The organism is Trueperella bonasi (assembly GCF_030811535.1).
GTDB classification, from domain to species: domain Bacteria; phylum Actinomycetota; class Actinomycetes; order Actinomycetales; family Actinomycetaceae; genus Trueperella; species Trueperella bonasi.
Genome location: NZ_JAUSQX010000001.1, coordinates 1,089,308 through 1,103,933 on the forward strand (window position 1 = coordinate 1,089,308; position 14,626 = coordinate 1,103,933).

Consider the following 14,626-nt stretch of genomic DNA (forward strand, 5'->3'; position numbering starts at 1 on the left):
ACGGGTATTCGTTGAATCTTTCCGCCGTTAGCTGGTGCGCGAACATCTATTCGGTGATCGGCCGCAGGCACAGGGGTAGATCAGATGGTAGCTCAGCTAGTTCGGCTCGGATGCCGGCGGCGATTTCGGCGCGGTATGCGGTGGTCATCCGCTCCGCCGGGGCAGACACGGAAATCGCGAGATTTTCTGTGCTTTCGCTGATGAGTGGCACGGCGACGCATGCGATGCCCGGTTCATTTTCTTCAAACTCTTCCGTCCAGCCGCGTTCGTCGAGGTTGGCGAAGTTGGCGACGACGGCGGTGTGCAGCTTCTCCTTGTCGGCTGCTGTGCGGGCTTCTACTTGCGTTGCGCTCATATACCAGTCGATGAGCTCTTCGCGGTTTTCGAATGTGCCGATGAGGGCGCGGCCAAGGGCGGTTGATATGGCGGGCGTGCGTTTACCAACGGCTGAGATCACTCTGACAGATCTGTCGGGTTCGACCTTGTCGAGGTAAATGATGTCGGTATTGACGAGTCGGCCAAGATGAACCAGCTCGTTGAATCTTTGCCCTATGTGGACCAGTGCGGGGCGGAGTTTATCGACGATGTGGGAGGTTGCTGTTCGGTATTGTGCGATTGGCGCTATCCCGTTGCCCAGGCGGTAGTAGCCGGTGTGTTGGTCTTGCTCGACCCAGTCGTGTTCGCGCAGCGTAGCGAGGGTGTTGTAGGCGGTCGCTTTGTTGATGCCGAGATCTGATGCGAGGACTCCCAGTGAGGTGCCCTGCGAACTCTGTTTTGCGAGGTATTCGATGAGCGTAATTGCTCGGCTCACACTGGCTAGCGGCTTTGGTTTTCCCATGTTCCAAGCATAATCGAGCCCGGTTTGCTATGTGAAATGTTGGTTCAATTCCGCTTAAAAGCATGTATATGTGCCTGCGAACACAGTAGACTATTGTGGGTGACAGCACCCGCAGAAGGCGCTATGCTTTTAGTGTGGATAAATTAGCGTTTATCATAGATAAACGCACGTGGTTCGATGGAGAGCATACATGGAATTAACTTTAAGCGGTATTGAAAACCGCGCAGATTTTGATCGGGCAGACGTCCAGCTTCCCAGTTTCGACGTCGCTGACATGCAGGAAAAGGGCAAGGAAGACCCGCGGTGGATTCACCTCGGGCCTGGAAATATCTTCCGTGCATTCCCGGCAAGGGTGGCGCACGATCTGATTGCCGACGGCGAGCACTGGCCGATTACCGCCGTCGTGCCGATGAATCCGGAAGAGCTCGACAAGCAGCTGGGCGCAAACGATCTGATGACCCTGTCCGTCACCCTCAATCCAGACGGCACGCGTGACTTAAAGGTGATCGCCGGTATTTCTGAGGGCCTGGCCTGGTCGCGAGCCGAGGATTACAACCGGCTCGTCGACATCGTGAAGCAGCCGAAAGTCTCTATGATTTCGATGACGATCACGGAAAAGGGCTACGGCATCCATGATTCTCAGGGCCAGCTTTCAGAACAGGTGCGCGAGGACATTGATTCTGAACCGCGCGGTTTCCACAAAAATACGATGGCGACGCTCGCCGGACTGCTCGTCCACCGCTTCGACGCCGGTGGCGAACCGATCAACCTCATGTCCTTCGATAATTTCTCCCACAATGGTGACAAGCTCAAGGACTCGATCCTTCAGGTCATGCGCGGCTGGGTGGCCGGAGGAAAACTCGACGCCGAAGTGCTCGCCTGGGTGGAAGATCCCGAAAAGGTGTCATTCCCCGTCACGGTGATCGATAAGATCACCCCACGCCCGAATGAGTCAGTCAGCGAAGACCTCAAGGTTCTCGGTTTCACCGATATGGATATCGATCACGTGGGCCGTACACCGGTTGCGGGTTTCGTGAACGCGGAACCGACCGAATACCTCATCATTGAGGATGTGCTGGTGGGCGAGGTGCCGGACTTCGATAAGTACGGTGTGAACGTCACCTCGCGTGAAGTCGCAGATGACTTCGAAAACATGAAAGTGACCACCTGCCTCAATCCGCTCCATACGGCACTGGCCACGGCCGGCGTCGTGCTCGGATTCCCAACGATCGATTCCGAAATGCGCGATCCGGCGCTGCGTGCCTTCGTCGAACGCCTCGGACGCGTGGAAGGCCTGCCCGTCGTCGTCGATCCGGGCATCGTCAGCCCCGAAGAGTTCCTCAACGAAGTGCTCGAGGTTCGCTTCCCGAACCGCTACCTGCCAGACGATCCGGCGCGCATCGCGATGGATACCTCCCAAAAGGTTGGCATTCGATTCGGCGAGACGATCAAGAAGTACATTGCTCAGGGCCGCGACCTTAACGAACTGAAGGCAATTTCGCTCGCGATCGCGATCTGGATGCGCTACCTGCTCGCCGTCGACGACGAAGGCCAGCCCTTCGATCCCTCGCCGGACCCACTGCTCGAGGAACTGCAGGGGCACCTCAAAGGGGTTGAACTTGGGCAGCCCGTCGATGCGCACCTTGTTCTCCAGCCGATCCTGTCCAACCCGTCGATTTTCGGCGTCGACCTCTACACAACTCCGCTCGCAATGCGGATCGAACAACTATTTACCGAACTTGTGGCCGGCCCGGGCGCCGTCCGCACCACCCTCAACAAGGAGATGATGGCATGAAGATGACATTCCGCTGGTACGGCGAAGGGCATGACCCAATCCCGCTCCAGTACATTAAGCAAATTCCGGGGGTCACCGGGATCATGGGCACGCTGAGCTACAAGCAGGCGGGTGAAAACTGGGAGAAAGACGAGATCAAGGAGCTCGTCGAGGGCGTCAACGCTGCCGGCCTCGAATGCGAGATCATCGAATCGGTGAACGTGCATGAGGACATCAAACTCGGCCTCGACACCCGAGATGAGCACATCGAAAACTACAAGACCACCCTCGAAAACCTCGCCGATTTCGGTATCAAGGTAGTCGTGTACAACTTCATGCCGGTCTTCGACTGGCTGCGCACCGATCTCGCTCACGAGGATCCCGAAGATGGCTCCACCGCCCTGTACTACGATCACGACAAGATTCAGGGCATGACCCCGCAGGACATCGTGAACAACACCGCCGAAGAATCGGGCGGCCTGACGTTGCCGGGTTGGGAGCCCGAACGCCTTGCTCGCCTCGATGAGGTGATGGAACTCTACCAGGACATGTCGGCCGATAAACTGCGCGAAAACTGGAAGTACTTCCTCGATGCGATTATGCCAACCTGTGAAAAGGTCGGCATCAAGATGGCCTGCCACCCAGACGATCCGGCTTGGGATCTGTTCGGAATTCCGCGCGTGTTCAAGAACAAGGAAGACGTGGAAAAGATCCTTGACCTGCACGAATCCAAGCACCATGGCCTGTGCGTGTGCATCGGCTCGCTCGGCTCGGAAGTGAAGAACGACGTCGTCGAAATCTTGCGCTACGCCGGGGAGCGCGGCCGCCTACACGCCGCACACCTGCGCAACGTCATTCACTTCTCGGATCGGGTCTTTAAGGAATCGCCACACCTGTCTCGCACGGGCGACAACCCGATGGAAGAAGCCGTCGAGGCGATTTACGACATCGAGAAGGCGGCCGCCGACGCGGGCGAGCCGTTCGAAGTGTACGTGCGCCCGGACCACGGCCGCATGATCTGGGGTGAAGAGGGCCGCCCGGGCTACCCGCTGTACGACCGTGCACTTGGCGCCCAGTACCTGCTCGGCCTGTGGGACGCCATCGCCCTACTGAAGGAAAGGAACGCCAATGCCTAAGCAACTACCCGATGCACGTCCGTTTTTGAAGGAGAACCCGATTGTGCCCGTCGTCGTGATTGACGATGCCGCGGACGCGGTTGCCGTGGGTGAGGCGCTCGTTGCGGGCGGAATTGCTTGCGCCGAAGTGACCTTCCGTACCGAGGCCGGGCCGGAGGCGATTAAGAACATGAGCGCTGTTGAAGGCATGACGGTTGGTGCCGGCACGATTCTCAACCGCGAGCAGGCCGAACGCGCCGCCGACCAGGGTGCGAAGTTCTTCGTCTCGCCAGGCTGGGATCCCGGCGTCGCTGACGTTGCGGCGGAACGCGACATCCCGTACCTGCCCGGTGTGCAGACGGCCACCGAAATCATGATGGCCGTCAATCGCGGCGCGACTGCGGTGAAGTTCTTCCCCGGTGGCGAGGCTGGCGGACTGAAGATGGTTAAGGCGCTGCGTGGCCCGTTCCCGAACACGGCGTTCGTGCCCTCTGGCGGCGTGAACCCCGGCAATCTCGAAGAGTGGATCACCGATCCGGCGATTGCTTCGGTATCGGGCTCATGGATGATCAAGCGCGACCTTATCAACAATAAGGAATTCGACAAGATTACCGAGCTTTCAAAGGAAGCATCGGAGCGAGTAAAGGAGCTACGCAAATGAGTTTGATTGAACTAAGACCAGCGGACGAGGTTCGCTACGACGTCGTATCCCTGGGCGAGGTTATGCTTCGCCTGGATCCGGGCGAGGGTCGCATCCGGACCACCCGGCACTTCCGCGCGTCGGAAGGCGGGGGCGAATACAACGTAGCTCGTGGTATGCGTAAGGCTTTCGGCAAGCGCTCGGCAATCGTGACCGCCCTTGTTAAAGACGAGGTAGGGCGCCTGGTGGAGGACATGATCCTTACCGGTGGCGTGGACACCCAGTGGATCAAGTGGGTTGAATCCGACGGCTACGGCGGGGCAGCGCGCAACGGCCTGAACTTTACCGAACGCGGCTTTGGTATTCGTGGCGCCGTGGGCACCTCCGATCGCGGGCACACCGCTGTATCCCAGATGAAGCCCGAGGACATTGATTGGGACAAGCTCTTTGGTGAATACGGTTCGCGTTGGTTGCACACCGGCGGTATTTACGCAGCCCTTTCGCCGCAGTCGGCTGAAACGGCAAAGGCAGCAATGCAGGCTGCAAAGAAGCATGGCACGATCATTTCCTACGATCTGAACTACCGCCCATCGCTGTGGAAGGCACACGGCGGGCTCGAAGAGTGCCGCCGCGTGAACCGCGAACTAGCTCAGTATGTGGACGTGATGATCGGTAATGAGGAAGACTTCACGGCCTCGCTCGGTTTTGAAATTGAGGGTGCGGGCGAGAATCTGGATAACCTCGAAGTTGAGTCTTTCCGCCAGATGATCGAGAAGGCCCGCGCGGACTTCCCGAACTTCCAGGTGATCGGCACGACGATGCGCGAGGTTGTGACCGCGTCGATCAACAACTGGTCGGCCGTGGCATGGCACAAGGATCAGGGCTTCGTGAAGGCTACCCAGCGCGATGGCTTGGAGATCATGGATCGCGTTGGCGGCGGCGATTCGTTCGCGACCGGCCTGATCTACGGCATCCTCGAGAAGGATTCGATCGAGGAAGCCGTGGAATACGGTGCGGCGCACGGTGCGCTCGCACAGACCACACCCGGCGACACGACGATGGCCTCGCTCGAAGAGATCGAGCGTGTTGTTGCAGGTGGCTCGGCGCGCGTGCAGCGCTAGAGTGGCGGCTTCGGCTGAACGCTGCCTAGCGGTCTGAAGTTGCTGAGTGGCCTGAGCTACTGAGCGGCCAGGATTACTGGGTGGTGCAAGGCTCCGGAAGGGGCACTGAGCTTTGGCTCGGTGCCCCTTCTTTATGTTGTAAATGCCATTAGTCGGATGCTCGGAGCTGTCTCCCGCCGCCCGCAGCACTAGGTGCGCCCTTGCAAGTGCCAGCCGCAGCACCGAATGGCACAGGGAGCACCAAACGAGGGGTGTTTGAACCCGTGTGGTGCTCCCTATGCCGTTTGGTGCTTCGGGGAGGGTGATCGGGGAGGTTGGTGCGGTTTCCGGGGGTCCGTGCGTCGCGCGGAGGCCCTTAAAACGCGGCATATCGGGCGCGAAGTGGTTTATCGGCCTCCGGTGATTTTATCGACCTCCGCCGGATTTACCGACCCCGATGAATTGGAAGCAACCTACTTGTGGTTGGTTTGCGATACTCCGTATCGATATGTGTCATTGGAGCCAACAAGTTGAAGAATCGTTTCTAAATCCTGTTTCTTTGCTTCAATTTTCTGTTGAAAGTTGGCAACGTTGGCGAACGCCATCAACTGGGACTTAGAGTCGACTCCGCGCAGTTGCTTTTCAAATATCTTCGGTTTCTTAGGAGAATATGTTGCAGGGCGCATCCACTATCGTGCGTGATGGCAAACGAGGTTTCGAGTTATTGATAAAGATTCAATTTCAGTAGCGTAAACGGGTGCTTTCATGTCTAAACTGGCCGCCAGTTTTCTCCAAGTTCTTTCCGAATGTTCGTCGATCTCAAGCGGCAGTTTTTCGAAGCGACTTTCGTCAAGGTACCTCGTCGGCGAGCCATTGGCGCAAAAGAAATCTACGGTCTTAGTGCGAAGATTTAATTCAACTTGCCTAATCAAGTCGAAAAGGCAGTTCGAGACGTTCTGGTCCAAGGCGATCAGATCGAAGACGTCTTGAGGATCACGGGGCCTGAGAAAATTTCTCGATCGAATAGCATGCCGTAGTTCCGTGCATATCCGAGAAAATAGCGGAAGTTGATCCTTGACAGAGCTGCGATCTGAGCATCGTTGAATTGCTGCGCGCCTAATTCGTTTGAGCGATGCAGTTCTGTTCGCGGCTGCGAAGTCCCCAGCCCAATGTGACGCGTGTCCTTTTTAAATTCTGAACTTTAGGCCTAAAGTGGAGCAATTCCATTATCACCGGTGTTAAGGGGTTAAATTGTTCTTTACCGAAAGACAAGATTCGTTTGAAGATTTTATGCGCGGGCTTGAAAGCCCCGGCCTGATCGACTGGGCGGCCATGCCCACGTACAACACGATCATGGCGCTCGCGGCCGGCACTGGCCTCGTTATGGTGGCCATGTTCATTCGGGATTTCGCACGTGTGCGCAAGGGCGAAGATAACTCGTTCGTTAACACGAATGGTTATGCGACAGGTTTCCTCGTCGTCGGCATCATCCAGTTCCTCACTGGTTTGCACATGACTGTCACCTGGCCGCTTGCCGAAGGCGGTTTCGCGTACGACAACATTATTTTCGGCGAGACCACGCTTGCATTCGGAACACTCCTCATTATCGCTGGCATTTTCCTTTGGAAGAAGGGCCCCGAACTCTTGTCCGCGCCGGACCCAACGGTGTCCACGATGTCTACGCTCAAGCCGGTGTCCATTTTCGTCGGGGGCCTCGGGCTCGCACTATTCGCCGTCACGCTTGCCGGCTTGGTCTACCAGCTGTATGCCGCTCCGCCGCAGGAGCCGGTCTCTGGATTCTTTGCGCCCTACCCGTGGTTCGAGGCGATCTTCCTTTCGGCGCTGTTCTTCATTGTGGGCCTTGGTGCCTTTCTCTTCCCGATCGCGGTGTTCCGTACGGCGGAAAGCAAGATTGCGACGACGGGCGAGGGGTTGTGGAAGACCATCTTCTGGCTTTGGATCGTCGGCGGCGTTATTTTTGGCCTGTTTGGTGCGATGAACTTCTACACGCACATCGGATTCATCATTAACACCCAGTAGTTTCACTGCAGTGAGCGGGGGCGGGAGCGATTGGTTCCCGCCCCCGCCCTTTTTGAGCTGGCTCTTGCCGGCCGGAGCGCCAAACGGGTCAAAGCACCCCTCGTTTGGTGCTCCCTATGCCGTTTGGTGCTTCGGGGAGGATGATCGGGGAGGTCGATGCGGTTTCCGGGGGTCCGTGCGTCGCGCGGAGGCGCTTAAAACGCGGCATATCGGGCGCCGGGTGATTTATCGACCTCCTCCGGCCTTACCGACCTCCGGCGGGCAGGGCTGATCTCACACGCGGGCTTAAGTGGGTCTCATCCAAACTAGCCACTTCAGATCGCTAGAATCAGTTCCGGGCAACGAGCGCGGTTGGTGGAACCACTCAAGTAGCGCTTACACCGCCGCGCAATACGAGAAACAAGGCGCATCTGTTAGCTGGCGATGGTTGGAAGCTGAGGTAGATGAAATACATTTGGGGGCTATTGGCTCTGGTCGTTGTATTAGCCGGTGCGCTCACCCTGCGCCCAGACCTTGTACCCGGCTTCACAGACATTGCGCTCTCCGCGCCGATCGCCCACCTGATCGCTTTGCGCTCGTGGCTACTCATCTCGTTCTTGGGAATCGCAATATTCCTATTCTTTTTTGCTGCCATTCGTTACAAACTTGTCGGTATGGGCCGCATTGCCCTCGCAACGGGCTTGGCATACCTCGCGATGGCGATTTTCCACGGTGGCACCGTCTTCGCACGCGGCCTAGATAGCCCGGAGCAACTTGGTCCTGACCGCGGCATCACGAGCGCCGGCCAGGGAACCGGCGAAATCACGGTGCTCACCTACAACACGCTGGGTGGCAGCGCGGACCCTGAAGCGCTGGTGGCGGCGATCCAACACAACGGGGTCGACGTCGTCGTGCTCACTGAAACTTCCACCGCGCGCGGAACAGAAATGGCGGAAATGCTCGCCACCGAAGGCCTCCAATTCCAACACTTCAACACCGGAACCGACGAATACGCAACCGAATTCGAATCAACAGTTGTTTTGATAACGACGGCGATGGGCGAGTACGTCCAAATCGATTCGCCGGAAAACCTGCGCAGCTCAGTCACTGTTGTACCAGCCTCGGGGCAGGGACCAACAATCATCGCAGTTCATCCCTACGCGCCCACGCTCGAGGGTATCGACGGCTGGCGTTCCGACATCACGGCCACCTATGCCATGTGTTCGCAACCTGGCCCGTTCATCATTGCCGGGGACTTCAACTCCACGATCGATCACCAAATGGTCGTCGGCGGAACTTGCGAAGATGGCGCGATAGAGGCGGGCTCGGGCGGATTGGGAACATGGCCCACCGGTATCCCAACCTTGCTTGGCACGCCCATCGATCGAGTTCTGCACGATGGCTCTTACGAAGGAGTCGACGCGATGCTCATCGAATCAGGTGATACCGATCACCGGGGGGTCATCGTGCGGCTGGCGCCAGTGGCAGATTGAAACTGACCCGGGGTAAACTTGGGCAGATCGACATAAGGAGTGAGAATGGGTTTTCTGAAAACGCTAACTGTGGGTGCAATTGGCTACGTGCTCGGAGCGCGTGCCGGGCGTGAACGCTACGAACAGATTAAGACCAACGCCCAAAAACTTTGGAACTCGGGCACCGTGCGCGAGGGTCGATCGAAGGTGCGCAACCAGGCAGCAGAAACCTTCCAGCAGGCCCAAGACGTGGCGGCAGTGAAGTTCCAAGAGGCGGCTGAGGCCGTAAAAGACAAGGTCAACAGTGACGACGACGAGATTCACGTCGAAGCCGTGCACGTCCCTAGCGACGGTCGGTCTTAAATCCGCATCACTCTTAAACCAATACCGGGGCGTGTGATCGGCGCTACACTGAGGGTGTCTCGTAGGAGGTATCCATGGAAAACTTCGAGCTCACCGATCTGATGATTGACCGCGCCCGGGGCACGCTACTCGCGTCCGCCGCGGGTGACGCCCTTGGCGTGCCCTATGAATTCGCCAAACCAACCGACGATCCAGAAATGATTGGCGGAGGGCTTGGCCCCTACGCGCCAGGCGAATGGTCGGACGATACGCAAATGGCAATCTGCATCGCAAAGGTTGCCGCTTCGGGCGTCCGGCTCACCTCTGATGCGGCGCACGATGAGATCGGCCAGAACTTTATCGATTGGATGCACGAGGGCGCCACAGACATCGGCATCCAAACCCGCGCGGTTTTAAGTCGGGCAGCCAAAATGGAAGGCGATGTGTCGGACCGGCTTCGCCACGCAGCCCGTGAATTCAGCGCAAACACTGATCGAGCTGCCGGAAACGGCGCCATCATGCGAATGGCGCCCATCGGAATTTCAATGCTGTGGGACCGGGACGCCACGGCACAGGCAGCCAAAGATAACGCCTCGCTCACCCACCACGACCGCGAAGTGGAAGAATCCTGCGTGCTGTGGGCGGAGGCGATCCGGCTCGCCGTCGTCGAAGGTGTGCTCGACGTTCGCGCGGGACTCGACCTTTTGCTTGAAGATTCACGGGACAAGTGGGCGGCACTTATCGACGACGCCGAACGCGGCCTAGTCACGCCCAGGACGAACGGCTACACCGTCTCCGCCCTGCAATGCGCGTGGTTCGCGGTGAAATCCACGCTGGAATACTTTGGAGAGGCTGCCGTTGACGACGGCGTGCGCCGGGCAGTCAAGCTAGGCGGCGATACCGATACGGTCGCAGCTATTGCGGGCGCTCTACTCGGAGCGCGATGGGGCGAAAGCGCGGTCCCACACAAATGGAAGGACGCGCTCTTTGGTTGGCCGGGTCTGACCGGCGCTGACCTAGCCGACATGGGCGAACGCATCGTGCGAAACTCCCAGCCGCGCGGATTTTAGAACTGCCAGGCCGTTTCTCTCACGCCCTAGTTATTGTGTGAATTGGGACGATCCGAGCCGGCCATATCGGCAAGATGCTGAGCCTTGGAAAGTAGCTCGTGGCCATCCGCGCCGCGAATGATTGGCACGCCGTCGTCTTCAATATCGGAATCTTGGCGCGTGCCCTGAGTTGCCTCCGTCGTTCCATGAGACAACACCTGCTCAATCGGATCGAGTGTGCGAAGACCAATGCCCCGCACCCGGCTCGGATATTCGCGGGCCAACTCGTCGTAGATAATCGGATCGTGCTGCCCGTCGTCGCCAATCAAATGCCACTGAATGTTCGGGAACATGATCAGCAAATTGCGGAGCTGCGTTTTTTTGTGTTCCATGCCCGAACGGAACAGCCCCGTGGGTGTTGGGCCCCAATCGGTCATGAGCATAGGGCCAATCGGTAGATCATTTTGCTGGATGAAGGTGAGCATCGAAGAATAGACGTTCCATGCGCCCGTTGACAAGTAAAACACCGGAGCATCCGGGAAGGGATCAAGCAAATAGTTGTAAAACTCGGCCATGCCCGGGATCGCCTTGCGCATGTTTGTGTGCAAAATAAACGCGTTGTAGGCCGCGATCATCGCTCGCGGTAGGGACGTGACGACGATCGTGTCATCAATGTCGGAGACCAGGCCACTCGTGGCTGTGGGCGACACGATCATGACCGGCGCGGTGATCGGCTCGCCAGCGGCCGGTTCCAGCGTGGCCGAATGCCACCCCGGTTCCAAACCGTGGTTTTCCACCAGCAAATCCACGTACCCCGAACGGTCAGTGCGCGTGCGAATCGTCTGATTTCCAAGCGTTATCGTGACCGGTAGAAAGCCCACCTGGGTGGTGAAAAACTGGCGCCAGCCGCGCTGAGCATGTTCGGCGTGCTCGGCCGCCAGCGCTGCGATGTCGCGCATACCTTGCGTGGTAAAAGAGTGCGTGTTCGAGGGAAGGAAGGGTAGTTGGAAGGGCTTCGCATTCTCCTGCGGATCCGCCATGATCGCGCGCGCCAACACTTTGGCGGCGTGAACAGAACCGTAACCGGTGTACCCGGTGAGCTGGGGCAGCCAGCCCTGATTCCGGCGTCGGACGATATTTCGCCGATTCAGGCTGTCTTCAAAATTACGAGCAAAATTCGCTAGAGCCACAGTGTAATCCTACTTGATAGGCACGGGCAGGCCGGCGGATCACGCTGAGAACGTAGACAGCTCCAAACCGAAAGCTTCCGCGACTCCGGGTTCATAGAGCTTACCGTCAAAAGTTGACAGCCCCTCGGCAAGATCCGGCATCTCGCGCATCGCCCGCTGCCAGCCGACGTCGGCAATTCGGGTAACGTAGCGCAAGGTCGCCTTCGTCAACGCGTAGGTCGAAGTGTAGGGAACCGAGCCAGGCATATTGCCCACACAGTAAAACAGTTTGCCGTCAAATTCGAAAGTCGGATCGTCGTGGGTGGTGGGCCGCGACGCTTCGAAACACCCACCCTGATCGATGGCCACGTCCACGAGAACGGAACCCTTCTTCATGTCGGCGAGCATGTCATTAGTGACGAGCTGGGGCGTACGAGCTCCTGGAATGAGCACCGATCCGATGACGGCGTCGGCATTTTTCAACCCCTGTGCCACCGAAAGTTCGGTCGAATACTCGGTATGGATCCGGCCGGCCGTAACGTCGTCGATATAGGACATGCGGCGGAAATCGACGTCGTACACGGTGACCTGCGCTCCCATGGCCGAGGAGATTCGTGCGGCTTGGAAGCCGACCGTGCCACCACCGAGCACCACAATTTTAGCCGGACGCGTTCCGGGCACCCCGCCCATGAGAATGCCCCGACCGCCGGCTACTTTGAGCATCATATGCGCCGCGATTTGCGCGGCGAGACGCCCGGCTACTTCGGACATGGGTGCGAGCAAGGGCAACGAGCCGTCGGGGGACTGCACGGTTTCGTATGCAATAGATGTGACTTTGCGGTTGAGCAATTCGTGGGTGAGTTCCTCGCAGGCCGCCAAGTGCAGGTAGGTGAAAAGGATCTGCTCCTCGCGCATCAATTCATACTCTTGCGGCAGCGGCTCTTTTACCTTCAGAATCATCTCAGCCTGCGACCACACGGCATCGGCGCCCTCGACGATTCGCGCCCCAACCTCGGCGTATGCTTCGTCGGTTATGGACGAGCCCGCCCCCGCCCCCGCCTGGACGAAAACTTCGTGGCCGGCCCGGACCAGTTCGTTGACCGTGAGCGGGGTGACCGCCACTCGGAATTCATTATTCTTCAATTCTGTAGGTACGCCGATGCGCATGAGACCTCCTTGACTGGTCAAGTCTACAGCGCGCTTGCAACAGCTCATGGGCCCTTTGATAGGCGTGGCGGGTGCAATAGGGCGGGCCTGGCTAAAAGTGGCCAGGCCCGCCGTCAGTTACAGGTATTCAGCTTTGAATTTACTCGCGACCAGCCGCGTGGCGAGCCGCCGTGTAGGAGTAAACAAGGCCCTGGCCGATCGTCGCACCTGGGCCAGGGTACACGCGGCCGAATACGTTTCCGGCAGCGTTGCCAGCAGCGTACAGCCCTTCGATGACCGAGCCGTCTTCACGCAGTGCGCGCGCCTTGCCATCCGCGGCAATACCACCACACGTACCAAGATCGCCAGGCACGATCCGGATCGCGTAGAACGGAGCCCGCTTAATTTCACCCAGGCACGGATTCGGCCGGACGGTAATATCGCCGTAGTAGCGATCGTAAGCGGACTGGCCGCGCTGGAAATCAGAATCGTGGCCGTTAGCGGCGTGCAGGTTAAACCTGTCGACAGTCTTCGGCAAGTTTGGCATGTCGAGCTTGCGGCCAAGCTCCTCCAGCGATTCTGCCTTGATGAGCGAACCGGAGTCATACCACTCTTGCGGGAAGGGCATGCGCGGCAGGATAGCCCCGCCCACGATGTACCGATTCTTGAACGTTTGATCCATGATCATCCAGAACGGCTCATCTTCCTTGAGCATGATCTGCCCGGCCGTCATGTAGTTGATCGCCTCGTTCATGAAGCGTTCGCCCTTGGAGTTCACGATGATCTGATTCGGGAGCGAGCGCTCAGAAAGCATGAAGGTTGGCCCAGTGGGCAACGGCATCGCTGGGAACCACCAAGCTTCTTCCATGAACTTCGTGCCCGCTCCCGCGTCGCGCTGTGCAATGTTGATCGCGTCGCCAACGTTACCCGGAGCGCCAAACGACCAGTCGCCGTCGATCTTCTCGGATTGGTACTCGTGGCGCATCTCCTTGTTGCGCTCGAACCCGCCCGCCGCGAGCAAAACGCCCTTCTTCGCGCGGATCTCGATCTCTTTGCCATCCCTCTTGGCTTTGACGCCAACAACGCGGTCGCCTTCGGTGATGAGTCCAGTCATTGAGGTGTCGAACCAGATCGGAATACCCGCATCCACGACACCCTTGTACAGGCCAGCCGAAAGCGCTCCGCCACCCGAAACGTATTCACGCCCGATTGCCAATCCGCCCACGCCCTGAATAGCCTGGCGGCCCGCCTCGTAAAAGCCGCGCGGATGACGGCTGATGACGTTCATCCAACGGAAGGACTTACCCGTGACCGGCATGGGGATCGGGGCCTTGACACCCGGTGGGCGCAGGCGCTTTTGATCATCACCGAGCTTGCGGATATCGAAGGGCTTCGGCTCGACTGCGCGGCCCATCGGTGAACCACCTGGTAGTTCAGGGAAGTAGTCCGAGTATTCTTCCATCGGGTTGAACTCGAGTGGTGTCCTGCGGCGGAGCAGTTCCACCGCTGCCGTGCCATTGGTTAGGTGCGTGTCCCAGCGGTCTTGCGATTCTTCGCCGTCGACTGCGGCGGTGATGTATTCTGCCGCGCGCTCGTAGCTATCTTTCAGGCCGTGCTCTTTTAGAACATTGTTTCCGGGAATCCAAAAGCCACCGCCGGATAGTCCGGTGTTTCCGCCGACGTACTTGTCCTTTTCGATAACGAGTACGCTCATTCCCTCTTCTTTGGCTGCCAGCGCGCCAAGAAGGCCGGTTCCTGAGCCGACGACGACGAAATCGTATTCGTGGGTGTGCGTCATAAGATCTCTCCAAAATGTAATGGGCGCCACTTTGCGCCTTTATGCCACGGTATCGAATGGAGCGTGGTGGGGCAATGGCTGGGACTTCGCAGGTAGAATAATTCCATTTTGCGGCTGGCTTCGAGGTGATGCAGCCATTTGTTGGGAGAAAAAGCCGTTTTAAG

The 14,626-nt window shown here is 58.3% G+C and carries 13 protein-coding genes; 8 read left to right on the forward strand and 5 right to left on the reverse strand.

The window, feature by feature from the left end; all coding sequences use genetic code 11:
* Nucleotides 1-46: 46 nt before the first annotated feature.
* Entirely contained in the window at nt 47-838 is a 792-nt protein-coding gene (locus J2S70_RS05125) for an IclR family transcriptional regulator (protein WP_307682663.1), read from the reverse strand.
* A gap of 190 nt (nt 839-1,028) precedes the next feature.
* Between J2S70_RS05125 and J2S70_RS05130 the strand changes: the two genes are divergently transcribed.
* The 4 genes from J2S70_RS05130 to J2S70_RS05145 are packed head-to-tail and all read left to right on the forward strand — an operon-like array spanning nt 1,029 to nt 5,488.
* The gene (locus J2S70_RS05130; RefSeq protein ID WP_307682664.1) at nt 1,029-2,633 is read left to right on the forward strand and encodes a mannitol dehydrogenase family protein; all 1,605 of its coding nucleotides are present in this window, start codon (nt 1,029-1,031) and stop codon (nt 2,631-2,633) included.
* Nucleotides 2,630-3,748 carry a mannonate dehydratase gene (locus J2S70_RS05135; RefSeq protein ID WP_307682665.1) on the forward strand — a complete coding sequence of 373 codons (1,119 nt, stop codon included), beginning with the start codon at nt 2,630-2,632 and terminating at the stop codon, nt 3,746-3,748. The genes J2S70_RS05130 and J2S70_RS05135 overlap by 4 nt, the downstream gene beginning before the upstream one ends.
* A complete protein-coding gene (locus J2S70_RS05140) occupies nt 3,741-4,388 on the forward strand; it encodes a bifunctional 4-hydroxy-2-oxoglutarate aldolase/2-dehydro-3-deoxy-phosphogluconate aldolase (protein ID WP_307682666.1) in 648 nt (215 codons plus the stop codon). Before J2S70_RS05135 ends, J2S70_RS05140 begins: the two co-directional genes overlap by 8 nt.
* Nucleotides 4,385-5,488 carry a sugar kinase gene (locus tag J2S70_RS05145; protein WP_307682667.1) on the forward strand — a complete coding sequence of 368 codons (1,104 nt, stop codon included), beginning with the start codon at nt 4,385-4,387 and terminating at the stop codon, nt 5,486-5,488. The genes J2S70_RS05140 and J2S70_RS05145 overlap by 4 nt, the downstream gene beginning before the upstream one ends.
* Before the next feature lie 668 nt (nt 5,489-6,156).
* Here the strand turns inward: J2S70_RS05145 and J2S70_RS08870 are convergent.
* A complete protein-coding gene (locus J2S70_RS08870) occupies nt 6,157-6,588 on the reverse strand; it encodes an Abi family protein (protein WP_407702655.1) in 432 nt (143 codons plus the stop codon).
* Nucleotides 6,589-6,718: 130 nt separating this feature from the next.
* On the opposite strand from J2S70_RS08870, the gene J2S70_RS05150 reads away from it, so the two are divergent.
* From J2S70_RS05150 to J2S70_RS05165, 4 genes are all read left to right on the forward strand, one after another.
* Nucleotides 6,719-7,507 (forward strand): DUF981 domain-containing protein, encoded by a 789-nt coding sequence (locus J2S70_RS05150; protein ID WP_307682668.1) that lies wholly within the window; start codon nt 6,719-6,721, stop codon nt 7,505-7,507.
* A gap of 443 nt (nt 7,508-7,950) precedes the next feature.
* Nucleotides 7,951-8,979 carry an endonuclease/exonuclease/phosphatase family protein gene (locus tag J2S70_RS05155; RefSeq protein WP_307682669.1) on the forward strand — a complete coding sequence of 343 codons (1,029 nt, stop codon included), beginning with the start codon at nt 7,951-7,953 and terminating at the stop codon, nt 8,977-8,979.
* Between the two features lie 45 nt (nt 8,980-9,024).
* Nucleotides 9,025-9,321: a hypothetical protein gene (locus J2S70_RS05160; RefSeq protein ID WP_307682670.1), complete on the forward strand. Its 297-nt coding sequence runs from the start codon at nt 9,025-9,027 to the stop codon at nt 9,319-9,321.
* 74 nt (nt 9,322-9,395) lie between these two features.
* Complete coding sequence (locus J2S70_RS05165) at nt 9,396-10,370, forward strand: ADP-ribosylglycohydrolase family protein (RefSeq protein WP_307682671.1); 975 nt, start codon at nt 9,396-9,398, stop codon at nt 10,368-10,370.
* Nucleotides 10,371-10,396: 26 nt separating this feature from the next.
* On the opposite strand, the gene J2S70_RS05170 is transcribed toward J2S70_RS05165, so the two are convergent.
* The 3 genes from J2S70_RS05170 to J2S70_RS05180 all read right to left on the reverse strand — a co-directional run bounded on the left by J2S70_RS05170 (nt 10,397) and on the right by J2S70_RS05180 (nt 14,462).
* On the reverse strand, nt 10,397-11,539 hold the full coding sequence (locus tag J2S70_RS05170) for an App1 family protein (RefSeq protein WP_307682672.1): 1,143 nt from the start codon (nt 11,537-11,539) through the stop codon (nt 10,397-10,399).
* Between the two features lie 39 nt (nt 11,540-11,578).
* Nucleotides 11,579-12,685, reverse strand: coding sequence for an alanine dehydrogenase (ald, locus tag J2S70_RS05175; protein ID WP_307682673.1), 1,107 nt, complete (start codon nt 12,683-12,685; stop codon nt 11,579-11,581).
* Nucleotides 12,686-12,824: 139 nt separating this feature from the next.
* Nucleotides 12,825-14,462 carry an FAD-binding protein gene (locus J2S70_RS05180; RefSeq protein ID WP_307682674.1) on the reverse strand — a complete coding sequence of 546 codons (1,638 nt, stop codon included), beginning with the start codon at nt 14,460-14,462 and terminating at the stop codon, nt 12,825-12,827.
* Between the last annotated feature and the right edge of the window lie 164 nt (nt 14,463-14,626).